Genomic DNA, 24,612 nt, shown 5'->3' on the forward strand with positions numbered 1-24,612 from the left:
AATCACCCGGAGAAAGCGAACAAGGAGACACGGCCATGAGAGACATCTTCAGTTTCTTCGAGAAGCAGAAAGAGGCCACCTACTTCAACGCGCTCCGGATCGGCGTCGCCTCGCCGAAGGTCATCCGCGACTGGTCGTACGGGGAGGTCAAGAACCCCGAGACGATCAACTACCGGACCTTCAAGCCCGAGCGCGACGGCCTGTTCTGCGCCAAGATCTTCGGGCCCATCAAGGACTACGAGTGCCTCTGCGGCAAGTACAAGCGCATGAAGCACCGCGGGGTCGTGTGCGAGAAGTGCGGCGTCGAGGTCATCCACTCCAAGGTCCGGCGTGAGCGCGCGGGTCACATCGACCTGGCGACTCCGGTCGCGCACATCTGGTTCCTCAAGAGCCTGCCGTCGCGCATCGGCAACATCCTCGACATCCCGCTGACCAAGCTCGAGAAGGTCCTCTACTGCGAGGCCTACATCGTCATCGACCCGAAGGACTCCGGGCTCGAGGAGCGCGAGCTGCTCAGCGAGGAGCGCTTCGACCAGCTGATGGAGGAGCTCGGCCCCGAGGCGTTCAACGCCGGCATGGGCGCCGAGGCGATCAAGGAGCTGTTGTCGCGCATCGACCCGGTGGTCGAGGCCCGCAACCTGCGGGCGGAGATCGCCGGCGCCACCAGCGAGGCCAAGCGCAAGAAGGCGGCCAAGCGCCTGCGCGTGGTCGAGGCCTTCCGCAACAGCGGCAACAAGCCCGAGTGGATGATGCTCGAGGTCGTGCCGGTGCTGCCGCCCGACCTGCGCCCGCTCGTCCCGCTCGACGGCGGCCGCTTCGCCAGCTCCGACCTCAACGACCTGTACCGCCGGGTGATCAACCGCAACAACCGGCTCAAGCGCCTGCAGGAGCTGGCCGCGCCGGAGATCATCATCCGCAACGAGAAGCGCATGCTGCAGGAGGCCGTCGACGCGCTGTTCGACAACGGCCGCCGCGGCAAGACGATCACGGGCCCCAACAAGCGCCCGCTGAAGTCGCTGTCCGACATGCTGCGCGGCAAGTCGGGCCGGTTCCGCCAGAACCTGCTCGGCAAGCGCGTCGACTACTCGGGTCGTAGCGTCATCGTCGTAGGGCCCGAGCTGCGCCTGCACGAGGTCGGCATCCCCAAGAAGATGGCGCTCGAGCTGTTCAAGCCGTTCATCTACAACCGGCTCGAGGCGCAGGGGCTCGTCACCACCATCAAGAGCGCCAAGCGGATGGTCGAGAAGGAGGCCCCGGAGGTCTGGGACATCCTCGACGAGGTGATCAAGGAGCACCCGCTGCTGCTCAACCGCGCGCCGACGCTCCACCGCCTCGGCATCCAGGCGTTCGAGCCGGTGCTCATCGAGGGCAAGGCGATCCAGCTGCACCCGCTGGTCTGCACCGCCTTCAACGCCGACTTCGACGGCGACCAGATGGCCGTTCACCTCCCGCTCTGCATCGAGTCGCAGATGGAGGCGCGCGTGCTGATGATGTCGACCAACAACATCCTCAGCCCCGCGCACGGCCGGCCGATCATCGTCCCGTCGCAGGACATCGTCCTCGGCCTCTACTACATGACGCGCGAGCGGGCCTTCGCCCACGGCGGCGTCAACGAGAACCCGGCCCAGGACGGCTTCTTCATCGGTCACTTCGGCTCCCCGGCCGAGGTGCGCATGGCCTACGACCACGGCGCGGCGCACCTGCAGGCCCGCGTCCGCGTGCGCATGGAGCCCGGCAAGCCGATGCTCGACAGCACCGTCGGCCGCGTCCTGCTGTACGAGGGCGGCATCCCCAAGAAGATCCCGTTCTCGATGGTCAACCGCTCGCTGGGCAAGAAGGAGCTCAACGAGCTGATCGACACCTGCTACCGCCTGTGCGGGCAGAAGGCCACCGTCCTGATGGCCGACTACCTGCGCAGCACCGGCTACAGCGAGGCGACCAAGGCCGGCATCTCGATCTGCATGGATGACATGGTCATCCCCGAGGCCAAGAAGAAGCTGCTCCAGCAGGCGACCACCGAGGTCAAGCGCATCATGGCGCAGTACGCCGACGGCCTCATCACCTCGGGCGAGCGCTACAACAAGATCATCGACATCTGGGCGAACGTCTCCGAGCAGATCGCCAACGCGATGATGGAGGGCATCTCGACCGCCGTCCTCACCGACGAGCGGACCGGGAAGCAGGTCAAGCAGCCGTCGTTCAACTCGGTCTACATCATGGCCGACTCGGGCGCCCGCGGTTCGCGGCAGCAGATGCGCCAGCTCGCCGGCATGCGCGGCCTCATGGCTCGTCCCTCGGGCGAGATCATCGAGTTCCCGATCACGACCAACTTCCGCGAGGGCCTCACGGTTCTCCAGTACTTCATCTCGACGCACGGCGCGCGCAAGGGCCTCGCCGACACCGCGCTCAAGACCGCGAACTCCGGTTACCTCACCCGCCGCCTGGTCGACGTCGCCCAGGAGGCCGTGATCACCGAGTTCGACTGCGGCACGATCCAGGGCCTCGACATGACCGCGCTGGTCGAGTCGGGCGAGGTCATCGAGCGCCTGGCGGACCGCGTCCTCGGCCGCGTCGCGCTCGAGCCGCTGTACCGTCCGGGCACCGACGACCTGATCATCGCCGAGGGCGATCTCATCGACGAGACGCGCGCGCGTCAGGTCGACGACGCCGGCATCCAGTCGGTGCGGATCCGCAGCGTGCTCACCTGCGAGGCGCTCCGGGGCATCTGCGCCAAGTGCTACGGGCGCGACCTGGCCCGCGGCAACATGGTCGACGTCGGCGAGGCGGTCGGCATCATCGCCGCCCAGTCGATCGGCGAGCCCGGCACGCAGCTGACGATGCGCACGTTCCACATCGGCGGCGTCGGTAACATCACCGCCGAGCAGTCGCAACTGGCGGCCCGCTTCGGCGGCACCGTCAAGCTCGAGGACATCGAGCTCACGACCGGCCGCGAGGACAAGGACGGCCAGTACTCGGTCGTCATGAACCGCCACGCGCAGCTCAACCTCCTCGACGAGAAGGGCCGCCCGCGCGAGCGCTACGACCTGGTCTACGGCGCCAAGCTGCGGGTCAAGGACGGCGAGGTGGTCAAGGCCGGCCAGCTGATGGCCGAGTGGGACCCGTTCACCCTGCCGATCATCGTCGAGGTCACCGGCACCGTCGAGTACGGCGACATCATCGAAGGCGTGACCATGGCGGTGCGGGTCGACGAGAGCACCCAGCACTCGAGCATGGTCGTGCAGGAGAGCCGTGACCCCGACGCGCGCCCGCGCTTCGTCATCAAGAACGACGACGGCGAGGTCATCCGCGTCCACGGCAAGCACGAGGCGCGCTACTTCCTCCCGGTCGGCGCGGCCTTCACCCTCACCGAGGGCACGAAGGTGGTCGCCGGCGACGTCATCGCCAAGCTGCCGCGCGAGTCGACCAAGACGAAGGACATCACGGGCGGTCTGCCGCGCGTCGTCGAGCTGTTCGAGGCGCGCACGCCGAAGGACCACGCGATCATCTCGGAGATCGACGGCGTCGTCAGCTTCGGCAAGGACAAGGGCGGCAAGCGGCGCATCATCGTCACCGCCGAGCACGGCGACCCGAAGGAGTACCTGGTACCCAAGGTCCGCCACCTGCTCGTGCGCGAGGGCGACCGCGTCCGCGCCGGCGAGAAGTTGATGGACGGCCCGGCCAACCCGCACGACATCCTCGCGGTGCTCGGCGAGAAGGCGCTGGCGACCTACCTGCTCGACGAGATCCAGGAGGTCTACCGACTGCAGGGCGTGAAGATCAACGACAAGCACATCGAGACGATCGTCCGGCAGATGATGCGGCGCGTGCGGATCAAGGATCCGGGCGACACCAACTTCCTGGCCGACGATCACGTCGAGCGGCAGATCTTCCAGCAAGAGAACCAGCGCGTCGCGGCGCTCGGCGGCACGCCGGCGACCGGCCAGGCGCTGCTGCTCGGCATCACCAAGGCCTCGCTGTCGACCGAGAGCTTCATCAGCGCCTCGTCGTTCCAGGAGACCACCAAGGTGCTCACCGAGGCGGCCCTGCAGGGCAAGATCGACTTCCTGCGCGGCCTCAAGGAGAACGTGATCATGGGCCGGCTGATCCCCGCCGGTACCGGCCTCACGGTCTACGATCGCCTGCACATGGTCTCGGACGACCAGGCGCAGCACGACCCGAACGCCGAGCCGGTCGCGCGTCGCTCCAACGAGCGCGACCTCATCAACGTGCAGGACTGATGCGTCTCGACGGGGTCGGCGCAGGATGCGCCGACTCCCGTCCGTGGGAGGGGCGGGGAGCAGATCTCCCGATCACACCCCTGCGGCAGCACACGCGCGACGCGTGCCCCGCCCCCACAGCCCGGGCCTGGATTCGCACTCCAGGCCGTTCCTCCTCGCTCTGAGGGGTTCGGACGGCGGTCCGGCCCCCCGCGCCCCGCCGGCGGCGATGCTTGATCTGGCTGGCGCCCCCCTATATAAACAGCCCCCCAGCCGCAGGGGGCAAAAGCGAACAGGTCCGACTCTCCGGGCTCGGACCTTGCGAAACCCACCACGGCTCTCCGGGCCTGAGCCCGGCCCGAATTCTGGAAAGGCTTCACGGCGCATGCCGACGATCAATCAGCTTGTCCGCAAGGGACGCGAACTGCAGAAGAAGAAGACGACGGCTCCGGCGCTGCGCGGTTGCCCGCAGAAGCGCGGCGTGTGCGTCCGCGTGTACACCTGCACGCCGAAGAAGCCGAACTCTGCGCTCCGCAAGGTCGCTCGCGTCCGTCTCACCAACGGCATGGAAGTGACCACGTACATCCCGGGCGAGGGTCACAACCTGCAGGAGCACTCGATGGTGCTGATCCGCGGCGGTCGCGTGAAGGACCTCCCCGGCGTCCGCTACCACGTCGTGCGCGGCACCCTCGACACCACCGGCGTCAACGGCCGTCGCCAGCGGCGCTCCAAGTACGGCGCCAAGCGCCCCAAGTAGTGACTTAGAAGGACGACCATGTCGCGCAAAGGTATCACCACGCGGAAGCGCCCGCAGAACGACATCCGGTACACCGACCACCCCGTGGACGTGAACCGGAACATTCACAAGTTCATCTGCGGCATCATGCGCGCCGGCAAGAAGTCGATCGCCGAGAAGATCGTCTTCGGCGCCTTCGACATCATCTCCGAGCGCACCAAGGACGACCCGGTCAAGGTGTTCGAGAAGGCGATCTCCAACGTCTTCCCGCGCCTCGAGGTCCGCTCGCGTCGCGTCGGCGGCTCCAACTACCAGGTCCCGATCGAGGTCCGCCCCGAGCGCGGCCAGGCCCTGGCGTACCGCTGGCTGATCGGCTTCGCTCGCTCGCGGCCCGAGAAGACCATGCGCGAGCGCCTCGCCAACGAGATGCTCGACGCGGCCCAGAACCGCGGCGGCGCCGTCAAGAAGCGCGAAGACACGCACAAGATGGCCGAGGCCAACAAGGCCTTCGCCCACTACCGCTGGTAGTCGACTTCACGGCTCGTCCCGCGCGGGCCGTTCGATCTTCTCTCCTCTCCTTCAGCTCCGGATGTCCGGCCCCTTCGCGGGCCACCCGCCGATGACCCACTGACCCGAGCCGACAAGAGCGCGACAACCCTCGATTCTGCCCCGCGATCGGACCACTGGTCCCCTCGCAGCAGATCCCGAGCCGGGCCCCTCGCCTGCCATAACCCCTCCCGAGTTTGTGGAGACGGATGGCCGGCGGAGCGGCCCTCGTGTCGTTCCCGAAACGGCTCCCCCCTCGTGCCATGCAATCCTCCAACGACATCGCGGCCATCCGAGACATCGGCATCATGGCCCACATCGATGCCGGGAAGACCACGACGACGGAACGCGTGCTCTTCTACACGGGGATCTCGCACAAGATGGGTGAGGTCCACGACGGCAACACCGTCATGGACTTCATGGAGCAGGAGCAGGAGCGTGGCATCACGATCACCTCCGCGGCGACCACCTGCTTCTGGCGCGGTCACCGGATCAACCTGATCGACACCCCCGGGCACGTCGACTTCACGATCGAGGTCGAGCGCTCGCTCCGCGTGCTCGACGGCGCCGTGGCCGTGTTCGACGCCGTCGCCGGCGTGCAGCCGCAGACCGAGACGGTGTGGCGGCAGGCCGAGCGCTACCGCGTCCCGCGGATCGCCTTCGTCAACAAGATGGACCGCGTCGGCGCCACGCTCGACCGCACCGTCGAGATGATGAAGTCCGTCCTGCACGCCCACCCCATGGTCGTGCAGATCCCCAACGGCCTCGAGTCGGCTTTCACCGGCGTCGTCGACCTCCTCACCATGGAGGAGATCGTCTGGACCGACGACAGCGGCACTCAGCTCACGCGCAAGTCGGTGACCGAGGAGCACGAGCTGCACACCGAGGCGGTCCTGGCCCGCGAGGCGCTGGTCGAGTCGGTGGCCGAGGTCGACGACGAGACGATGAACGTGTTCCTCGAGACAGGTGCCGCGGGCGTCCCGCTCGACCTGCTCAAGGCCGGCCTGCGCCGGGCGACGATCGCCAACAAGGGCGTCGCCGTGCTGTGCGGCACGGCGCTCAAGAACAAGGGCATCCAGCCGCTGCTGGACGCCGTCATCGACTTCCTGCCGTCGCCGCTCGACATGCCGCCCGTGGTCGCCCGCCGCAAGGCCGACGACGGCGAGGTCCAGCGGCACGCGGCGGCCGAGGAGCCGCTGCTTGCGCTGGCGTTCAAGGTCGTCCACGACCCGCACCGCGGCCCGCTGGTGTTCCTGCGCGTCTACTCGGGCGTGCTCAAGGTCAAGGAGCAGATCCAGAACGTCACGCGCGATCGCAAGGAGCGGGTCAACAAGCTCCTGCAGGTCCACGCCAACAAGATGCAGGAGATCGACGAGGTTTCGGCCGGCAACATCGCCGCCGCCGTCGGCTCCGCTTCACGACCACCGGCGACACGGTGGTCCTGGCGACCGACCGCGAGCAGGTGATCTTGCCGGGCCTGGAGATCCCCGAGCCCGTGATTTTCCGCGCGATCGAGGCCAAGGCGACCGCCGACCAGGCGGCGCTGACCGAGGCGCTCGAGCGGATGCAGCGCGAGGACCCCAGCTTCACCGTGCGGGTCGACCCCGATTCGGGCCAGACGCTGATGGGCGGGCAGGGCGAGCTGCACCTGGAGATCATCGTCGACCGCATCGCCCGTGAGGCGCGCGTCCCGAGCAACGTCGGCAAGCCGCAGGTCGCCTACCGCGAGACGGTCGGCCAGCTGTTGACCCATCCCATCGAGTACGACCGGGAGATCGGCGGCAAGCGGCAGTACGCCCGGATCGTCCTCGAGGTGGTCCCGCGCGAGCGCGGCGCCGGCAATTCGTTCGTCAACCTCATCCCCGAGCCGGTCCGCGAGCGCGGCCAGAAGCTCGAGCCGCCCAAGCTGCTGCCCGACATGATCGCGGCGGTCCGCGAGGGCGCCACCGATGCCCTGACCCGCGGCCCGCTGCTCGGCTACCCGCTGGTCGACGTCGAGGTTCGGCTGAAGGACGGCGCCTACGTCGAGGGCGACTCGACCGCCGTGAGCTTCGGGCGGCTGCCACCATGGGCCTCATGGAGGCCTTCGAGAAGGCCGGCCCCCGCCTGCTCGAGCCGATGATGAAGGTCGAAGTCGAGGTCCCCGAGGACTTCACCGGACACGTGGTCAACGACCTGGGCGGCCGCCGCGGCCGTGTGCAGGGCATGGAGCCCCTCCGCGGGCTTCAGGTCATCGACGCGGAAGTTCCCCTCGCCGAGATGGTCGGGTATGCTACGGCGCTTCGTTCGGCCACCCAGGGCCGGGCGAGCTACACGATGCACTTCAGCCACTACGCCGAGGTCCCGAGCGACCGGCAGGCTGAGATCGTCACCCGCGCCCGCGGATATTAGCGGTTTCTCTCACTCAGGCGACGCGATCGGGCTTTTCCAATCCTTGACTAGCTGGTAGATCCCGCCCCTCAGACTCCAACACCCCTCACTGAGCGAAGCACAGCCATGGCGAAGGAAACATTCGTACGGAACAAGCCCCACGTGAACATCGGCACGATCGGCCATGTCGACCACGGGAAGACGACGCTGACGGCGGCGATCACGAAGGTGCTGAGCCTGAAGGGACAGGCGGAGTTCAAGGGCTACGACATGATCGACAAGGCGCCCGAGGAGCGGGCGCGCGGCATCACGATCTCGACGGCGCACGTGGAGTACGAGTCGAACGCGCGGCACTACGCGCACGTGGATTGCCCCGGTCACGCGGACTACATCAAGAACATGATCACGGGCGCGGCGCAGATGGACGGGGCGATCCTCGTCGTGTCGGCGCCGGACGGTCCGATGCCGCAGACGCGTGAGCACATCCTGCTCGGGCGTCAGGTGGGCATCCCGGCGATCGTGGTGTTCCTGAACAAGTGCGACATGATCGGCGCCGGCGACGAGGAGATGCTGGAGCTGGTCGAGGTGGAGCTGCGCGAGCTGCTGTCGAAGTACCAGTTCGACGGCGACAACGTCCCGATCACCCGTGGCAGCGCGCTGAAGGCCCTGAACGCGCCGTCGTGGGATCACCCGGACGCGAAGTGCATCTGGGAGCTGATGGACGCGTGCGACTCGTTCATCCCGCAGCCGGTGCGCGAGCTGGACAAGCCGTTCCTGATGCCGGTCGAGGACGTGTTCACGATCTCGGGCCGCGGCACGGTGACGACGGGTCGCGTCGAGCGCGGCATCATCAAGGTCGGCGACGAGGTTCAGATCGTCGGTCTGCGCGACACGCAGAAGACCACGGTGACCGGCGTCGAGATGTTCCGCAAGCTGCTCGATCAGGGTCAGGCGGGCGACAACGTCGGCCTGCTGATCCGCGGCATCGACCGCGAGGGCGTGGAGCGCGGCCAGGTGCTCTGCAAGCCGGGCACGATCACCCCGCACAAGAAGTTCAAGGCGACGGTGTACGTGCTGAAGAAGGAGGAGGGCGGCCGTCACACGCCGTTCTTCAAGGGCTACCGGCCGCAGTTCTACTTCCGCACGACGGACGTGACGGGCTCGGTGACGCTGCCCGAGGGCGTCGAGATGGTGATGCCCGGTGACAACATCGAGATCACCGTCGAGCTGCACAGCACGATCGCCTGCGAAGAGGGCCTGAAGTTCGCCATCCGCGAGGGTGGCAAGACCGTCGGCGCCGGCGTCGTCACCAAGATCCTCGAGTAGAGCTCGCTCGAGTACGCCGGCAAAGACCAAGGGATATCGCCGTGGACACGCTCAAGATTCGCATCCGGCTCAAAGCCTTCGACCACAAGCTGCTCGACCAGTCGGCCAGCGAGATCGCCGAGACCGCCCGCCGCACCGGCGCGACGGTCGCGGGCCCGATCCCGCTGCCCACCAAGATCAACAAGTACACGGTCCTGCGCAGCCCCTTCATCGACAAGAAGTCGCGCGAGCAGTTCGAGATCCGCACCCACAAGCGGCTGCTCGACATCCTTGAACCGAACAAGCAGACCCTCGACGCGCTGATGAAGCTCGACCTCTCGGCGGGCGTGGACGTCGAGATCAAGACCTGAGGCACCATGGCCAAGCTCATCGTCAAAGACCTCACGGGCGCTCAGGTCGGCGAGATCGACGTCGCCGACGCGGTGTTCGCCGTCCCCGTGCGTGAGCACCTCCTGTGGGAGGTCGTGCGCTACCAGCGGGCGGCTCGCCGCGCCGGTACGCACTCGACCCAGACCCGCGCCGAGGTCTCCATCACCGGCAAGAAGCTGCACAAGCAGAAGGGCACCGGCGGCGCCCGTCACGGCTCGCGCCGCGCCAACATCTTCCGCGGTGGCGGCCAGGTGTTCGGGCCCAAGCCGCGCAACTACGCCTTCCACGTCAACAAGAAGGTCATGGCGAGCGCGCTGCGCACCGCTCTGACCGTGCGGGCCTCGAAGGGCGACCTGATCGTCATCCGCGACCTGCAGCTCGAGGCCGTCAAGACCAAGACCATCGCCCAGGCGCTGACCACTCTCGGCGCGCCGAAGGCCCTGCTGGTCGACGCCGGCGACAACAAGAACCTGCGTCTCAGCACGCGCAACCTGGCAGCGGCGAGCTTCCTCGACGTCCGCGGCCTCAACGTCTACGACATCCTGCGCTTCCCCAAGCTGCTGATCTCGGAGACCTCGCTGCGCGCGGTCGAGGCCCGTCTGTCGGGCACCAAGTCCGACGCCCCGAAGGAGGTCGCATGACCCCGCAGCAGATCATCGTCCGCCCGGTCGTCACCGAGAAGTCGACCGACGTGCAGGGCCGCCACAACCACTACGTGTTCGAGGTCGCCAAGGCCGCGAACAAGATCGAGATCCGCAAGGCCGTCGAGCTGGTGTTCGGCGTCCGCGTCCGGGACGTGCGCACCATGGTCGTGCGCGGCGACCTCCGCCGAGTCGGCAAGTTCACCGGCAAGCAGCGGTCGTGGAAGAAGGCGATCGTCACCGTTCACCCCGGTGACTCGATCGACCTCTACGGAGATCAAGCCGACAAGGGCTGAAGGAGCGCACCATGGGCATTAAAGTCTACAGGCCGACCTCCCCGGGCCGACGCGGCATGAGCGTCAACACCCGCGACCAGGTGACGGCGAGCGAGCCGCACCGGGCGCTGGTCGAGAAGATCGACCGCCACACCGGGCGCAACAACTACGGCCGCAAGACCTCGCGCTTCCGCGGCGGCGGTCACAAGCAGCTGTACCGCGTCATCGACTTCAAGCGCGACAAGTTCGGCGTGCCGGGCAAGGTCGCGACGGTCGAGTACGACCCGAACCGCACCACCTTCATCGCGCTCATCAACTACGCCGACGGCGAGAAGCGCTACATCCTCGCCCCCGAGGGTCTGAAGGTCGGCGACTCGGTGATCAGCGACCAGGCTGCCGACATCAAGCCGGGCAACAGCCTCCCGCTGCGCAACATCCCGGTCGGCACCATCATCCACAACCTCGAGATCAAGATCGGCAAGGGCGGCCAGCTGGTGCGCACCGCCGGCTCGGGCGCCCAGCTGATGGCGCGCGAGGGCGACTGGACGCAGGTCCGTCTGCCCTCCGGCGAGGTTCGTCGCGTCCACATCGACTGCCGCGCCACCGTCGGCACGCTGAGCAACGGCGACCACAGCCGCGTCAGCCTCGGCAAGGCCGGCCGCACCCGCTGGCTCGGCATCCGTCCGCACAACCGCGGCGTCACCATGAACCCGGTCGACCACCCGATGGGCGGCGGCGAGGGCCGCACCTCCGGCGGCCGGCACCCCTGCTCGCCGTGGGGCATCCTGTCGAAGGGCTACCGCACGCGGCACAACAAGCGCACCGACGTCTTCATCGTCTCCCGTAGGAAGAAGTAACGCATGGCACGCTCCATCAAGAAGGGCCCGTTCGCGGACTCCCACCTGGTCGAGAAGATCGAAGTCGCCCTCAAGGAGGGCAGCCGGCGCGTGGTCAAGACCTGGTCGCGCCGCTCCACGATCCTGCCGCAGTTCGTCGGCGCGAACGTGATGGTCCACAACGGTCACAAGTGGATCCCCATCTTCATCACCGAGAACATGGTCGGGCACAAGCTCGGCGAGTTCGCCCCGACCCGTACCTTCCGTGGTCACTCCGGCGACCGCAAGGCCACGAAGAAGTAATCACCGAGGTACCCATGGCCATCGCACGTCTCAGCCACGCGCGCATCACCCCGCGAAAGGCCCGGATCATCGCCAACCTGATCCGCGGCAAGCAGGTCGCCCGCGCCATCGACGACCTTCGCTTCTTGCACAAGTCGGGCGCCAAGCAGTTCTTCAAGCTGCTCGTGTCCGCGGTCGCCAACGCCGAAGACACCGGCGACGTCAACGTCGACAACCTCGTCGTCACCAAGGTGACCGTCGATCAGGGCCCGACGCTCAAGCGCTGGCGCCCGCGGGCGATGGGCCGCGCCAATCGGATCCTCAAGAAGACCAGCCACATCCACCTCGAGGTGGCGGAGGTTCGCAGCTAATGGGACAGAAAACACATCCGATCGGCTTCCGCATCGGCATCGTCCGCACCTGGGGCTCGAAGTGGTTCGAGCACACGCGCTACCGCCAGTGGCTGCATGAGGACCTGAAGATCCGGCGCTTCCTGAAGAAGGAGCTCTACGCCGCCAGCATCGCCGACATCACGATCGAGCGGGCCGCCAACAAGCTGAAGATCAACATCTTCTCGGCGCGCCCCGGCATCATCATCGGCAAGCGCGGCGCCGGCGTCGAGGGCCTGAAGAAGAAGGTCTCCCGCCTGACCGAGTCCGAGGTGTTCCTGAACATCCAGGAGGTCCGCAAGGCCGAGACCAACGCAGCTGGTGGCCGAGAACATCGCCCAGCAGCTCGAGCGCCGCATCGCCTTCCGCCGCGCGCTCAAGCGGGCCATGCAGACCGCCATGAAGTTCGGCGCCAAGGGCATCCGCGTCGCCGCTTCGGGCCGCCTGGCCGGCGCCGAGATGTCGCGCCGCGAGACCTACCGCGCCGGTGGCGTGCCGCTGCACACCCTGCGCGCCGACATCGACTACGGCTTCGCCGAGGCCCACACGACCGCCGGTGCGATCGGCGTGAAGTGCTGGATCTTCAAGGGCGAGGTCTACGGCCAGCGCGCCACGCAACAGAACGACCCGCGCTTCCCGCGGCCCCAGAAGTAAGCGAGGCATCCCAACATGCTCTCCCCATCCAGAGTCAAGTACCGCAAGGTCCAAAAGGGCCACATGGCCGGCCAGGCCAAGGGCGGGTCGGAGGTCTCCTTCGGCGACTTCGGCCTGCAGACCGTCGAGTGCGGGTGGCTGACCGCGCGCCAGATCGAGGCCGCTCGTATTGCGATCAACCGCCACGTCAAGCGCGGCGGCAAGCTCTACATCCGGGTGTTCCCGGACAAGCCCGTCTCGCGCAAGCCGGCCGAGACCCGCATGGGTAAGGGCAAGGGCGCCCCGGACTTCTGGGTCGCCGTTGTCCGCCCCGGCCGCGTCCTCTACGAGATCGAGGGTGTCACCGAGGAGCTCGCCCGCGAGGCGTTCCTCCGCGCCCACCACAAGCTGCCGATCAAGACCCGCTTCATCCGAAGGGACACTGCCCTGTGAAAGCGCTCGAACTCCGCGAGAAGACCACCGAAGAGCTCACCGAGCTCGAGGGCCAGCTTCGCGACAAGCTCGTCCGCCTGAGCGTCGCCAAGGCGACCCAGCGGGCCACCAACTTCGCCCAGTTCGGCGCGCTGCGCCGCGACATCGCCCGCATCAAGACCGTCCTCCACGAGCGCGCTCGCGGCATCGCGGGAGAGGCATGAGCCATGACTGAGCAAGACACCACCACCGAGACCGAGACGCGCCAGCGCCGGGTCCTCACGGGCACCGTCGTGTCGGACAAGATGGACAAGACCATCGTCGTCCAGGTGCAGCGGCGCTTCAAGCACCCCCGCTACCGCAAGTACGTCAGCGAGCGGCTGCGCTACAAGGCGCATGACGAGACCAACCAGGCCAAGGTCGGCGATGTTGTTCGCATCGTCAGCTGCCGGCCCCTGTCCCGCGAGAAGCGCTGGGCGCTCCAGGCGATCGTGGAGAAAGCGACGCTCGTATGATTCAGGTCCAGTCCGTCCTCGACGTGGCCGACAACTCGGGCGCGCGCAAGCTGTTCTGCATCAAGGTGCTGGGCGGCTCGAAGCGCCGCTACGCGACCATCGGCGACATCATCGTCGTCTCGGTCCGCGACGCGCTGCCGAACAGCAAGGTGAAGAAGGGCTCGGTCATGAAGGCCGTCATCGTCCGCACGCGCAAGGGCGTGCGTCGCGTCGACGGCAGCGTGATCCGCTTCGACACCAACAGCGCCGTCCTCATCGACGCGCAGAAGCAGCCGATCGGCACCCGCATCTTCGGGCCCGTGGCGCGCGAGCTGCGGCAGAAGAACTACCTCAAGATCATCTCGCTGGCGCCGGAGGTGCTGTGATGCAGCGGATTCGTTCGGGCGACGAGGTCGTCGTCATCGCCGGAAAGCACAAGGGTCGTCGCGGCAAGGTGCTGCGAGTGGTGCCCGAGACCGACCGAGTGGTCGTGCAGGGTGTCAACGTCGTCACCAAGCACGTCAAGCCCGGCAAAGAGAACCCCCAGGGCGGCATCGTGAAGCGCGAGGCCCCCGTCCACCTCTCCAACGTGATGCTCGCGGATCCGCAGTCGGGCGACCCGACGCGGGTGCGCTTCCAGGTCCTCGATGACGGCCGCAAGGTCCGCGTCGCGGTCAAGTCGGGCGAGCAGATCGACAAGTAACCGGAATTCGTCGTCATGGCCAAGGCAGCACGCGCCGGCGGGGCACCTCCCGCCAAGAAGAAGGAAGCCGCCGGCTTCGGGTTCAAGTTTCAGCGGGTCCAGGAGGAGCCGCTCAAGCGCGAGGAGGGGTACGTACCCCGGCTCGTTCAAAAGTACAGCGAGGTCGCCAAGCCCGCGCTCGTCAGCGAGTTCGGCTACAAGAACGTCCTCAATGTGCCGCGGGTCGAGAAGATCGTGCTCAACATCGGTCTCGGCGAGGCGATTCGCCAGCCGAAGCTGCTCGAGCAGGCGTTCGAGGTGCTCGGCAACATCACCGGCCAGCGGCCGGTGGTGACACGCGCCAAGAAGTCGATCGCCACGTTCAAGCTCCGCGAGGGGATGAAGATCGGGTGCATGGTGACGCTGCGCGGCAACGTCATGTGGGAGTTCCTCGATCGTCTGCTGACGATCGCCCTCCCGCGTACGCGTGACTTCCGTGGCGTCAGCCGCAAGGCCTTCGACGGCCGCGGCAACTACACGCTCGGCGTCAAGGAAGTCCTCATCTTCCCCGAAGTCGACATCGACAAGCTCGACAAGGTGCCGGGCATGAACATCTGCATTCACACCTCGGCGGGCACCGACGACGAGGGTCGCTCCCTGCTCGAGAAGCTCGGGATGCCGTTCCGGCGCGCCTAAGGAGGAGTCGCAACTATGTCCATGACTGATCCCATCGCCGACATGCTGGCGCGCATCCGCAACGCCCAGCACGCCCAGCACCCGAGCTGCACGATGCCCGGCTCGAAGCAGAAGCTCCGCATCTGCCAGATCCTCAAGGAGGAGGGGTACATCCTCGACTTCTCGTGGGAGGACGACGACAAGCAGGGCCTGCTGTCGGTCAAGCTCAAGTACCAGGGCGAAGAGGCCGCCATCGAGGGCATGCGCCGCATCAGCCGCCCCGGCCAGCGCGCCTACTCGCGCGGCAAGGACATCCCGAAGGTCCACAACGGCCTCGGGATCCTGATCGTCTCGACCTCGCGGGGCCTGATGACCGACCGCGCCGCCCGGCGTCAGGGCATCGGCGGCGAGCTCATCTGCAGCGTGTGGTGATCCGACCCGTCGCCGCGAAGGAACAAGACCATGAGTCGTATCGGCAAAACCCCAGTGAAGATCCCGAAAGGGTGACCGTGACCGCCAAGGGGCAGACGCTCTCGGTCAAGGGTCCCCAGGGCGACCTCAACTTCGAGGTCCCGGCCGCGATCCAGTTCAAGGTCGAGGGTGACAACATCACCTTCACCCGTACCGGTGAGACCGGTGACGTGCGCGCGCTGCACGGCACCGCGCGGGCGATGACGGCCAACATGCTGACCGGCGTCTCGGTCGGCTTCACGCGCACGCTCGACATCGTCGGCGTCGGTTATCGCGCCGCGGTCAAGGGCGACGTGGTCGACCTGACCCTCGGCTTCTCGCACCCGGTCAGCTACAAGCTGCCCGCGGGCGTCAAGGCCGAGGTCGACAAGGAGGGCAAGCTGCACGTCAAGTCGGCCAGCAAGGCCCTGCTCGGCCAGGTCGCCTCGGACCTGCGCAGCTTCCGGCCGCCGGAGCCCTACAAGGGCAAGGGCGTGCGTTACCTGAACGAGAAAATCACCCTGAAGGAAGGCAAGGCTCGCGGTAAAGGCAAGTAGCCGCGCGCTGGGAGTTCGACCATGCCCTCGCCCAAAGAACAGATCCGGCTGCGCCGCAAAGCCAGCATTCGCAAGCGGGTCCACGGCACCACGGAGCGCCCGCGCCTCTCGGTGTTCCGCAGCGCCAAGCACATCTACGCGCAGGTCATCGACGACAGCACGTCGGCGACCCTCGTGGCTTCTTCCTCGCTCATCAAGGAGCTGGCCGCCGAGAGCGAGAAGACCAAGCGCGAGCTGGCCGAGCTCGTCGGCACCGCCATCGCCAAGGCCTGCCTGGCCAAAGGCATCACCAAGGTCGTGTTCGACCGCAACGGCTACATCTACCACGGCCGGGTCAAGGCCCTGGCCGACGGCGCGCGGGCCGGTGGGCTCGATTTCTAGGAACCAGCCATGATCGACATCGAATCTCTCGGAGAACTGGTCGACCGCGTCGTCTACATCAACCGCGTGGCGAAGGTCGTCAAGGGCGGCCGGCGCTTCAGCTTCAGCGCGCTGGTCGTCATCGGCAACGAGCGCGGCTGGGTGGGCATCGGCTACGGCAAGGCCAAGGAGGTCCCGGAGGCGATCCGCAAGGCCAACGACCTCGCGCGCAAGAACCTGTTCCAGGTTCCGCTCGCGGGCGCGACGATCCCCCACGAGGTCATCGGTCACCACGGCGCCGGCACGGTGCTGTTGCGGCCGGCCTCGCCGGGTACCGGCGTCATCGCCGGCGGCGCGGTGCGTGCGGTCGTCGAGTGCGCGGGCATCCACGACATCCTGAGCAAGTGCATCGGCACCAACAACCCGCAGAACGTCATCCACGCGACGCTGGACGCGCTCCAGCGGCTGCGCGCGCCCGAGTCGGTCTCGCGTCGCCGCGGCCTCGCGGTGGCCGAGCTTACGCAGTAGGAGGCACAGCCATGGCCCTCAAGCTCAAAGTGACCCTCGTCCGCAGCCCGATCCATCGCGAGCAGTCGCAGAAGGACACTGTCCGCGGCCTCGGCCTGCGCCACCTGCATCACTCGCGGGTGCTCGAAGACTCGCCGTCGATCCGCGGCATGATCCGTAAGATCCAACACCTCGTCGCCGTCGAGCCGGCCGACGAGTAAGCCGATACGGCCGAAGGGGACATCCCAAATGGGTACTACACTTGAAACACTGCAGCCGCCGGCCGGCGCCCGCAAGCGTCGCAAGCGCGTCGGTCGCGGTATCGGTTCGCGTCGCGGCAAGACCTCGACCCGCGGCGTCAAGGGTCAGCTCGCGCGTCACAACCAGATGCCCGACCACTTCGAGGGCGGTCAGAACCCGCTCCAGCGCCGCGTGCCGAAGCGGGGCTTCATCAGCCTGAACCGCGACGAGTACCACGGCATCAACGTCGGCCTGCTCGAGGGCAAGTTCGCCGCCGGCGAAGAGGTCTCGCTCGAGACCTTGCGGGCCAAGCGCCTCGTCCCGAAGCGCGTCAAGCAGGTCAAGCTGCTCGGCACCGGCGAGCTCAAGACCGCGCTCAAGATCAACGTCGCCAAGGTCAGCGAGTCGGCCCGTCAGAAGGTCGAGGCGGCCGGGGGTTCCATCCAGGAGCCCGCGGCGCCCGCCGAGGGTTGACAGGTCCTTCGTCTGGCCGCTCGGTCGGCAGGCCGCGCACCGTGATACCGGTCACCGGGTGCGCGGCCTTTCATGCGTCGGCCGGGCTCCGTGAGGGGCCCGGCCGAAGTTCGTTGCCGAGCCGGCTGCGGCGCCGGGCGGCATGGGGTACAAGTTGTCGCCGTAGCCCCCGGGCCTGAGGGCCCGCCCGTCTGGCCGTCAGATCGGGCACGAGAAGGGCAAGCTGGGAACGCCGATGGGTGTCATCATCAACATCTTCAAGCTGCCGGAGCTGCGCAAGCGTGTGCTTTTCACGCTGGCGATGCTGGCTGTCTACCGCTTCGGCGTGTTCGTGGCCGTGCCCGGCGTCGACCGTACCGTGATGGACGACATCGTCCGCCAGGGCGCGGGCGGCTTCCTCGGCTATCTGAACATGTTCAGCGGCGGCGCGCTGAGCAACCTGTCCGTGTTCGCGCTCGGCATCATGCCGTACATCAGCGCCAGCATCATCATGCAGCTGATGACCGCGGTCATTCCGCGGCTGGAGATGCTCAGCAAGGAAGGCGAGACCGGGCGGCGGAAGATCAACCAGTACAGCCGCTACGGCACGGTGTTCCTGTCGGTGGTCCAGGGCTGGTTCATGGCCACCTGGCTCGAGTCGCAGAACGCCCCCGGGCAGACGCTGGTGCTCGACCCCGGCCTGCCGTTCCGCTTGATGACGATCCTGACCCTGACCGCAGGGACATGCTTCATCATGTGGCTGGGCGAGCAGATCACCGAGAAGGGCATCGGCAACGGGATCTCGCTCATCATCTTCGCCGGCATCGTCGCCGACCTCCCGGTCGCGCTGTACCAGCTGTGGCAGAAGACCCAGGACGATCCCGAGAACTTCGGGCCGATGTTCATCGCCATCCTCGGCGCGCTCGTCGTCGCCGTGATCGCCTTCGTCGTGATCATGGAGCGCGGGCAGCGGCGGATTCAGGTGCAGTACGCCAAACGGGTGGTCGGGCGGCAGATGTTCGGCGGCAACGCCAACTACCTGCCGCTGCGCCTCAACAGCGCCGGCGTGATCCCGCCGATCTTCGCCAGCTCGATCCTCATGTTCCCGAGCCAGATCGCGGGCATGACCGGCAGCTCGTCGATGCAGTGGTTCTCCAACGCCCTGCGCTACGACGGCTGGCTGTATCTCACCGCCTTCGTCGGACTCGTGATCTTCTTCACGTTCTTCTACACGTCGCTGCAGTTCAACCCGGTCGACGTGGCCGACAACTTGAAGAAGCAGAACGCGTCGATCCCCGGGATCCGCCCTGGCAAGCGGACGGCCGAGTACATCGACTTCATCCTCACGCGCCTGACCTTCGCCGGCGCCTGGTACATCGCCGCGGTGTGCGTCCTGCCGACGCTGCTGCAGACCAAATTCAACGTCCCGTTCTACTATGGCGGCACTTCGCTGCTGATCGTCGTCGGCGTCGCCCTCGACACGGCGCAGCAGATCGAGAGTCACCTGGTGACCCGTTCGTACGAAGGGTTTGCCGGTCCTGGCGGGCCGCGGATCCGCGGACGTCGGGGCTAACTCACACGGAGCCGCCCGCGCCGGTCGGGTGCCGGCCTGGACTAACGGCGGCCTTTTTGCCACCTTTTCGCCCTTCCTTGACCCCCCCTGGGGGTCCTTGAGCTAAGCATAGTCTTCGTCGGCCCATTCGGGCGGACAGCAATGGACCCTCGGGTCGACGACTCGAGGAACCAAGGTCTCTTCTCTGTGAATCATCCGCACGCCGACACCTTCGAGGCCACAGTGGTCGCTGAGTTGCCCCAGCAGCTGTACCGCCTCGAGGCCGAGCCGCCGACGCAAGCTGTCCTCACGGCCAGCTTGTCTGCGGAGGCGCGGCGCCTCGGCGTGCACGTACGGACGGGGCAGCGTGTGCTGGTCCGCAGGGCCAGTCTCGATCCAGGTCGCGGTGTCATCACCGGGTTGGCGCTTCGCCAGCCCTGAGCCGCACCTTCGCCAAGAGGAACAATGAAAGTCAGAGCCAGCGTTCGAAAGATCTGCGACAAGTGCAAGGTCATCCGCCGCAAAGGTGTCGTGCGGGTGATCTGCGACAACCCCAAGCACAAGCAGCGGCAGGGCTAGGAGAACCACCATGGCACGCATTGCAGGGGTCGACCTGCCCCGAAACAAGCGCATCGAGATCGCGCTCACCTACATTTACGGCATCGGCCGCGGGACCGCGCTGAAGATCCTCGACAAGTCCGGCGTGGGCGCGGCGATCCGCACCGACGACCTGACCGACGATCAACTCGCGTCGATCCGCAGCGTCATCGAGAGCGACCTCAAGGTCGAGGGTGACCTCCGCCGCGACGTCCAGATGAACATCAAGCGCCTGATGGACCTCGGCTGCTACCGCGGTCTCCGTCACCGTCGCGGCCTGCCGGTCCGCGGCCAGCGCACCCACACCAACGCCCGCACGCGCAAGGGCCCCAAGCGGGGCACGGTGGCGGCCAAGAGGAAGGTCTGAGCCATGGCGAACACCAAGGCAGATGCCGACAAGGGCAAGTCCAAGCGCCGCGTCAAGAAGAACGTCTCGACCGGCGTCGTCTACATCAACTCGACCTTCAACAACACGCTCATCACCATCACCGACGTCAACGGCAACACCATCGCGTGGGCCTCGTCGGGTGTGCGTGGCTTCAAGGGCTCGCGCAAGTCGACGCCGTTCGCCGCCCATGGCTGCCGACGACGCCGCGCGCAAGGCTCAGGACCACGGCATGCAGACCGTGTCGGTCCGCGTGTCGGGCCCCGGTGCCGGCCGCGAGTCGGCGCTTCGCGGCCTGCAGTCGGCCGGTTTGCGGATCTCATCGATCAAGGACGTCACGCCGATCCCGCACAACGGCTGCCGCCCGCCCAAGCGGAGGAGGGTCTGAACCATGGCTCGCTACATCGGTCCCGTGTGCCGGCTCTGCCGGCGTGAAGATGCCAAGCTGTTCCTCAAGGGCGATCGCTGCTTCACCGACAAGTGCGGCTACGAGCGGCGCCAGTACCCGCCGGGTCAGCACGGTCAGGGCCGCAAGAAGCGCCCGAGCGACTACGGTCAGCAGCTGCGCGAGAAGCAGAAGGTCAAGCGCATCTACGGCCTGCTCGAGAAGCAGTTCCGCGGCTACTACTACCGCGCCTCGCGGATGAAGGGCGTGACCGGCGAGAACCTGCTCGCCCTGCTCGAGCGCCGGCTCGACAACGTCACGCTGCGCTGCGGCTTCTCGTCGAGCCACGCCGAGGCCCGTCAGCTCGTGCGTCACGGCCACTTCCTGGTGAACGGCAAGCGGATCAACATCCCGAGCTACCAGGTGCGCGCCGGCGACATCGTCGAGGTCCGCGACAACAGCAAGAAGATCCAGCGCATCGTCGACGCCCTCGGGCAGGTCGACCGGGTCCCGCGGCCGGCGTGGATCGATCTCGACAAGGAGAACATGCGCGGCAAGATCACCGCGCTGCCGTCTCGGTCGGACATCTCGGCGGACATCGACGAGCAGCTCATCGTCGAGCTGTACTCGAAGTAACCACACGGAGGGACGAATGCAGGACCAAAACACCATCGCCAGGAACTGGCGCGACCTGATTCGGCCGAAGAAGCTCGAGGTCGACACCTCTTCGCTCACCGACACCTACGGCAAGTTCACGTGCGAGCCGCTCGAACGCGGCTACGGCATCAGCCTGGGCAACAGCCTGCGGCGGGTGCTCCTGAGCTCGCTGCAGGGCGCTGCGATCACGACGGTCCGCATCGAAGGCGCGCTCCACGAGTTCACAACGGTGCCCGGCGTCGTCGAAGACGTCACGGACATCATCCTGAACGTCAAGGCGCTGCTCCTCCGCATGGACGACGCCACCCCGCGTACGCTGGTGGTCGACAAGCAGGGCGAGGGCGAGGTCACCGGTGCGGACATCCAATGCCCGACCGGCGTCACCGCCCTTCGTCCCGAACAACACATCGCCACGCTCAGCAAGGGCGGCCGACTGCGCATGGAGATGACCTGCGCGATGGGCCGCGGCTACGCGACCGCGGATCAGAACAAGACCGAGGGCATGCCGATCGGCGTGATCCCCATCGACTCGCTGTTCTCCCCGATCCAGAAGGTCAACTACCGCGTCACCAACGCGCGCGTCGGCCATCGCACCGACTACGATCGCCTCTCGCTCGAGGTGTGGACCGACGGCTCCGTCCGTCCCGAGGACGCGGTCGCCTACGCGGCCAAGATCCTCAAGGAGCAGCTCTCGATCTTCATCAACCGTGAGGAGATCGAGGAGGCCGCCGTCCCGCAGCAGAGCGAGAGCGACAAGCTCAACGAGTACCTGTGGCGCTCGGTCGACGAGCTCGAGCTCAGCGTCCGCTCGGCGAACTGCTTGCAGAACGCCAACATCCACTACATCGGCGACCTCGTGCAGCGCACCGAGGCCGAGATGCTCAAGACCAAGAACTTCGGCCGCAAGTCGCTCAAGGAGATCAAAGAGATCCTGGCGCAGATGGGCCTGTCGCTTGGCATGAAGATCGACAATTGGCAGGGCCCGCCGCCGGCCCGTGAGGAGACCTGATCCGCCATGCGCCACCAGAACGCTGGCCGCAAGTTCAGCCGCAACTCGTCGCACCGCCGCGCCATGTTCCGCAACATGGTCACGTCGCTGCTCGAGCACCAGCGCATCACCACCACCGAGCCGAAGGCCAAGGAGCTTCGGCGCCTGGCCGAGCGCACCATCACCACCGCGCTCCGCCTCGGTGACCTGCTCACCAAGCCGAAGGACCAGCGGTCCCCGGCCGAGCAGGGCAAGTACGTGCACGCCCTTCGCATGGCCGGCCGCATGGTCCGTTCGCGCGACGCGCTGCACAAGCTGTTCACCGACATCGCCCCCCAGCTCCGCGGCCGCAACGGCGGTTACACGCGGATCCTCAAGGTGGGCACCCGCCCCGGTGACGCCGCGCCGATGGCGATCCTCGAGATCGTCACGTTCAAGCTGCCCTCGGCCGCTCCCGCGGCCGCCGGCGGTGCGTCGTCCACCGGCTCCGAGTCGGCCGCCGACTGACGCTCGGCGGCCACCCGGCCGCTGATCCCGAGCAGGAAGGCTCGCGCTCCGGCGCGGGCCTTTTGCTTTGGGTCGCGGGGGCCGACAGCGCGGGCTGTCCTTCGGGACAGGTCCTCCGTGCGTGCGGCTTCGTGTGACGGTGGAGCGGGTCTCCTGCCACGCGCCGGGTTCACCGGTAGGGATGCGCTCTGCCGGTCGAGCGTGCGCTTCGGCGACCCCGTCGCCGCGAGCGGGTCGTCGGGCTTCATTTCCGCGCCGCCCGGTCTGCCGGCTCTCAGGCTGGCGTCGGTCGTCGGTGTTCTTCTTCGTTGCGCGCATCGTCGAGCCGGACGAATTTTCGCGCCCGGCCGCGCTTCGTGCATGCGCGCGAAGTGGCCGTGCAGGGCCGACGTCGCGGGTTTTTTGCCCGCGCTGGCCGTCCTCCCTACGCTGAAGGGCGTGCTGGAAGACATCGAACCGTACCTTCACCTCGTGGCCGTCGGGGGCGGGCTGCTCGTCGCGCTGTTGCTGCTCGTCTGGCTCGGGCGCGGGGTGCGAGGCGGGCGACGCGAGCGGGCGCAGACCGTCGTCGGGTTGACGCCGGCGCACGCGCTGCACGTGGTCGAGGTGGCCGGCCGCCGCCTGCTCGTCGGGACAGGTCCCGGCGGACCGCCCAACCTGCTGCTGGAGCTGCCCGACCCGCCGCCGGCGCCGTGGAACGCCGCGCCCGCCGAACTCGACGCCCCGCCGTGGGTGGCCGACGCCGCGCGCAGCGCCGAGAACTGGCGCGCCGCTGGACCGCGTACGACCAAGGAGTGGCGCGCCGACGCCTCGCGCAGCACGGAGGGGTGGCGCGCGCATGGTCCCTGAGCTGCCGACAGGCGCTGCCACGTGGGTGGCCCTGTCGCTGGCGCCGATCGCCGCAGTCGGTTGCACCGCGTTCGCCAAGGCGAGCGTCGTGCTGTCGGCGATCCGCGTCGGGCTCGGCGCGGAGGCCCTGCTGCCGTGGAGCGCCGTGTTCGCGCTGTCGCTGGTGGTGACGGCGGTGATCATGGGGCCGGTCGGGTTCGAGGCCGCCGCGCTGTACGGCTCGGGCGCGCCGCTCGACGTCGGGGCCCTGTTCGCGCCGCTGTCGGCGTTCCTCGACCGCCACGCCGACCCGGCCGAGGTCGAGTACTTCGCCTCGCTCAACGCGGTCGACCTCGCGCACCCGCTCGCGCTCGTGCCGGCGTTCCTCGTCACCGAGCTCGCCGAGGCGCTGCAGATGGCGGCGCTGATCCTGGTCCCGTTCGTGCTCGTCGACCTGGTGCTGGCCCAGCTGGTGGCGCTGATCGGTCTCGCGGCGCAGGTGCAGCCCGCGGTCGCGCTGCCGGTCAAGGTGCTGCTGTTCCTGGCCGTCGACGGGTGGGACGCGGTGATCCGCGGCCTCGTGGAGGGCTACGCGTGACCGTCGCGCTCGAGGCGATCGGCGACGGCCTGGTCCAGGCGGCGTGGATGATCGCGCCCGCCGCGGGAGCTGCGGCCGGGGCGGCGCTGGCGATCGGCTGGCTGTGCCACCGCCTCGGCGTCACCGACCCCGCGCCGGTGCTGCTCGCCCGCGCGACCGCGGTGCTCGCGGTGGTGTGGTGCTTCGGCGCGCAGTGGCTGGCCGGGACCGCCGCGTACACGCGCGGGCTGTGGGCGCTGCTGCCCGCGATCGGGCGCGGCGAATGATATGTCTTCCAGGACAGGTGGGGTCGGAGCGGCGATCGCCGGGCCCGGCAAGCGGACACGTCCCGCAGGGGGTGGGGGTGGGGCGGCCACGAGCGCCGTGCTCGGAGCGAGGACCTGTCCCTGGGGACATCTGCTTCGCGTCGCCACGCGCGCCGAGTCCGACGCGCGTGCTTGCGGGGCCCATGAGTCGTCGTTCCACGCGCTCGCGCGCTCGGGCGCGTGACCGGAGCTGTCCGCAGGGACATGTGACTCGCGGACGGTGGGGCCGGTGATCGCGGGGCCGCTGGCGGCGTGGGCCTGGCTGACCCTGCGCCTGTTCGCGGTCCTGCACGCCCAGACGCTGTGGCGCACGGCCGCGGGCGGGACGTGGTGGGCGATC

Annotated in this window: 30 protein-coding genes and 4 pseudogenes; all 34 read left to right on the forward strand. The window is 67.7% G+C overall.

Translation table 11 applies throughout. The features are described 5' to 3' along the window. Positions 1 to 35 precede the first annotated feature (35 nt). The 34 genes and pseudogenes from rpoC to OV079_RS42800 all read left to right on the forward strand — a co-directional run bounded on the left by rpoC (position 36) and on the right by OV079_RS42800 (position 24,233). A complete protein-coding gene (gene rpoC, locus OV079_RS42635) occupies positions 36 to 4,238 on the forward strand; it encodes a DNA-directed RNA polymerase subunit beta' (protein ID WP_267775466.1) in 4,203 nt (1,400 codons plus the stop codon). Positions 4,239 to 4,602: 364 nt separating this feature from the next. After that, positions 4,603 to 4,974 (forward strand): 30S ribosomal protein S12, encoded by a 372-nt coding sequence (rpsL, locus tag OV079_RS42640; RefSeq protein ID WP_096328192.1) that lies wholly within the window; start codon positions 4,603 to 4,605, stop codon positions 4,972 to 4,974. 18 nt (positions 4,975 to 4,992) lie between these two features. Then, the gene (rpsG, locus tag OV079_RS42645) at positions 4,993 to 5,481 is read left to right on the forward strand and encodes a 30S ribosomal protein S7 (RefSeq protein ID WP_267682461.1); all 489 of its coding nucleotides are present in this window, start codon (positions 4,993 to 4,995) and stop codon (positions 5,479 to 5,481) included. Between the two features lie 281 nt (positions 5,482 to 5,762). Next, a pseudogene (gene fusA / locus OV079_RS59540) lies at positions 5,763 to 7,890 on the forward strand (elongation factor G). 105 nt (positions 7,891 to 7,995) lie between these two features. Further along, entirely contained in the window at positions 7,996 to 9,195 is a 1,200-nt protein-coding gene (gene tuf / locus OV079_RS42655; RefSeq protein WP_267775467.1) for an elongation factor Tu, read from the forward strand. A gap of 41 nt (positions 9,196 to 9,236) precedes the next feature. Then, a complete protein-coding gene (gene rpsJ, locus OV079_RS42660) occupies positions 9,237 to 9,545 on the forward strand; it encodes a 30S ribosomal protein S10 (protein WP_096328188.1) in 309 nt (102 codons plus the stop codon). 6 nt (positions 9,546 to 9,551) lie between these two features. After that, entirely contained in the window at positions 9,552 to 10,205 is a 654-nt protein-coding gene (gene rplD, locus OV079_RS42665) for a 50S ribosomal protein L4 (RefSeq protein ID WP_267775468.1), read from the forward strand. Then, the gene (rplW, locus tag OV079_RS42670) at positions 10,202 to 10,501 is read left to right on the forward strand and encodes a 50S ribosomal protein L23 (RefSeq protein ID WP_096328186.1); all 300 of its coding nucleotides are present in this window, start codon (positions 10,202 to 10,204) and stop codon (positions 10,499 to 10,501) included. Before rplD ends, rplW begins: the two co-directional genes overlap by 4 nt. 11 nt (positions 10,502 to 10,512) lie before the next feature. After that, positions 10,513 to 11,337, forward strand: coding sequence for a 50S ribosomal protein L2 (gene rplB, locus OV079_RS42675; RefSeq protein WP_267775469.1), 825 nt, complete (start codon positions 10,513 to 10,515; stop codon positions 11,335 to 11,337). A 3-nt stretch (positions 11,338 to 11,340) separates the two neighbouring features. After that, positions 11,341 to 11,619: a 30S ribosomal protein S19 gene (gene rpsS / locus OV079_RS42680; RefSeq protein ID WP_267775471.1), complete on the forward strand. Its 279-nt coding sequence runs from the start codon at positions 11,341 to 11,343 to the stop codon at positions 11,617 to 11,619. A 14-nt stretch (positions 11,620 to 11,633) separates the two neighbouring features. Continuing rightward, complete coding sequence (rplV, locus tag OV079_RS42685) at positions 11,634 to 11,969, forward strand: 50S ribosomal protein L22 (RefSeq protein ID WP_096328183.1); 336 nt, start codon at positions 11,634 to 11,636, stop codon at positions 11,967 to 11,969. Beyond that, a pseudogene (gene rpsC / locus OV079_RS42690) lies at positions 11,969 to 12,641 on the forward strand (30S ribosomal protein S3). The gene rplV and the pseudogene rpsC overlap by 1 nt, the downstream one beginning before the upstream one ends. 15 nt (positions 12,642 to 12,656) lie before the next feature. Beyond that, complete coding sequence (rplP, locus tag OV079_RS42695; RefSeq protein WP_267705160.1) at positions 12,657 to 13,073, forward strand: 50S ribosomal protein L16; 417 nt, start codon at positions 12,657 to 12,659, stop codon at positions 13,071 to 13,073. Next, positions 13,070 to 13,276, forward strand: a complete 207-nt coding sequence (gene rpmC, locus OV079_RS42700) for a 50S ribosomal protein L29 (RefSeq protein ID WP_267682455.1) — start codon at positions 13,070 to 13,072, stop codon at positions 13,274 to 13,276. Before rplP ends, rpmC begins: the two co-directional genes overlap by 4 nt. A 3-nt stretch (positions 13,277 to 13,279) precedes the next feature. Continuing rightward, entirely contained in the window at positions 13,280 to 13,567 is a 288-nt protein-coding gene (gene rpsQ / locus OV079_RS42705) for a 30S ribosomal protein S17 (RefSeq protein ID WP_096328179.1), read from the forward strand. Next, entirely contained in the window at positions 13,564 to 13,932 is a 369-nt protein-coding gene (rplN, locus tag OV079_RS42710) for a 50S ribosomal protein L14 (protein ID WP_224192998.1), read from the forward strand. Before rpsQ ends, rplN begins: the two co-directional genes overlap by 4 nt. Continuing rightward, positions 13,932 to 14,249 carry a 50S ribosomal protein L24 gene (gene rplX / locus OV079_RS42715; RefSeq protein ID WP_267705158.1) on the forward strand — a complete coding sequence of 106 codons (318 nt, stop codon included), beginning with the start codon at positions 13,932 to 13,934 and terminating at the stop codon, positions 14,247 to 14,249. The genes rplN and rplX overlap by 1 nt, the downstream gene beginning before the upstream one ends. Positions 14,250 to 14,264: 15 nt before the next feature. Beyond that, the gene (gene rplE / locus OV079_RS42720; RefSeq protein WP_267775472.1) at positions 14,265 to 14,924 is read left to right on the forward strand and encodes a 50S ribosomal protein L5; all 660 of its coding nucleotides are present in this window, start codon (positions 14,265 to 14,267) and stop codon (positions 14,922 to 14,924) included. A gap of 21 nt (positions 14,925 to 14,945) precedes the next feature. Then, positions 14,946 to 15,335 (forward strand): 30S ribosomal protein S8, encoded by a 390-nt coding sequence (rpsH, locus tag OV079_RS42725; RefSeq protein ID WP_420829454.1) that lies wholly within the window; start codon positions 14,946 to 14,948, stop codon positions 15,333 to 15,335. Between the two features lie 30 nt (positions 15,336 to 15,365). Continuing rightward, positions 15,366 to 15,910, forward strand: a pseudogene (rplF, locus tag OV079_RS42730) (50S ribosomal protein L6). A gap of 21 nt (positions 15,911 to 15,931) precedes the next feature. Next, entirely contained in the window at positions 15,932 to 16,291 is a 360-nt protein-coding gene (gene rplR / locus OV079_RS42735; protein WP_267775476.1) for a 50S ribosomal protein L18, read from the forward strand. A 9-nt stretch (positions 16,292 to 16,300) separates the two neighbouring features. After that, the gene (gene rpsE / locus OV079_RS42740) at positions 16,301 to 16,798 is read left to right on the forward strand and encodes a 30S ribosomal protein S5 (RefSeq protein ID WP_096328172.1); all 498 of its coding nucleotides are present in this window, start codon (positions 16,301 to 16,303) and stop codon (positions 16,796 to 16,798) included. A gap of 11 nt (positions 16,799 to 16,809) precedes the next feature. Beyond that, a complete protein-coding gene (rpmD, locus tag OV079_RS42745; RefSeq protein ID WP_096328171.1) occupies positions 16,810 to 16,998 on the forward strand; it encodes a 50S ribosomal protein L30 in 189 nt (62 codons plus the stop codon). A 28-nt stretch (positions 16,999 to 17,026) separates the two neighbouring features. Beyond that, positions 17,027 to 17,491, forward strand: a complete 465-nt coding sequence (rplO, locus tag OV079_RS42750) for a 50S ribosomal protein L15 (RefSeq protein ID WP_267775477.1) — start codon at positions 17,027 to 17,029, stop codon at positions 17,489 to 17,491. A 235-nt stretch (positions 17,492 to 17,726) separates the two neighbouring features. Beyond that, the gene (gene secY, locus OV079_RS42755; RefSeq protein WP_267775478.1) at positions 17,727 to 19,043 is read left to right on the forward strand and encodes a preprotein translocase subunit SecY; all 1,317 of its coding nucleotides are present in this window, start codon (positions 17,727 to 17,729) and stop codon (positions 19,041 to 19,043) included. 444 nt (positions 19,044 to 19,487) lie between these two features. Continuing rightward, positions 19,488 to 19,601 carry a 50S ribosomal protein L36 gene (gene rpmJ / locus OV079_RS42760; RefSeq protein ID WP_096328167.1) on the forward strand — a complete coding sequence of 38 codons (114 nt, stop codon included), beginning with the start codon at positions 19,488 to 19,490 and terminating at the stop codon, positions 19,599 to 19,601. Positions 19,602 to 19,611: 10 nt separating this feature from the next. Next, a complete protein-coding gene (gene rpsM, locus OV079_RS42765; RefSeq protein WP_267705147.1) occupies positions 19,612 to 19,986 on the forward strand; it encodes a 30S ribosomal protein S13 in 375 nt (124 codons plus the stop codon). A gap of 3 nt (positions 19,987 to 19,989) precedes the next feature. Beyond that, a pseudogene (gene rpsK, locus OV079_RS42770) lies at positions 19,990 to 20,392 on the forward strand (30S ribosomal protein S11). A 3-nt stretch (positions 20,393 to 20,395) separates the two neighbouring features. Further along, on the forward strand, positions 20,396 to 21,025 hold the full coding sequence (gene rpsD / locus OV079_RS42775; RefSeq protein WP_267775479.1) for a 30S ribosomal protein S4: 630 nt from the start codon (positions 20,396 to 20,398) through the stop codon (positions 21,023 to 21,025). A gap of 16 nt (positions 21,026 to 21,041) precedes the next feature. Continuing rightward, positions 21,042 to 22,055, forward strand: coding sequence for a DNA-directed RNA polymerase subunit alpha (locus tag OV079_RS42780; protein ID WP_267705140.1), 1,014 nt, complete (start codon positions 21,042 to 21,044; stop codon positions 22,053 to 22,055). A gap of 6 nt (positions 22,056 to 22,061) precedes the next feature. Then, entirely contained in the window at positions 22,062 to 22,541 is a 480-nt protein-coding gene (gene rplQ, locus OV079_RS42785; protein WP_267775481.1) for a 50S ribosomal protein L17, read from the forward strand. Positions 22,542 to 22,979: 438 nt separating this feature from the next. Next, entirely contained in the window at positions 22,980 to 23,390 is a 411-nt protein-coding gene (locus tag OV079_RS42790) for a hypothetical protein (RefSeq protein WP_267775482.1), read from the forward strand. Continuing rightward, the gene (locus tag OV079_RS42795; protein WP_267775483.1) at positions 23,380 to 23,967 is read left to right on the forward strand and encodes an EscR/YscR/HrcR family type III secretion system export apparatus protein; all 588 of its coding nucleotides are present in this window, start codon (positions 23,380 to 23,382) and stop codon (positions 23,965 to 23,967) included. Before OV079_RS42790 ends, OV079_RS42795 begins: the two co-directional genes overlap by 11 nt. Then, entirely contained in the window at positions 23,964 to 24,233 is a 270-nt protein-coding gene (locus tag OV079_RS42800) for a hypothetical protein (RefSeq protein WP_267775484.1), read from the forward strand. Before OV079_RS42795 ends, OV079_RS42800 begins: the two co-directional genes overlap by 4 nt. Positions 24,234 to 24,612: the final 379 nt, after the last annotated feature.

It is taken from the genome of Nannocystis pusilla (genome assembly GCF_026626665.1).
Taxonomy (GTDB): Bacteria; Myxococcota_A; Polyangia; order Nannocystales; family Nannocystaceae; genus Nannocystis; species Nannocystis pusilla.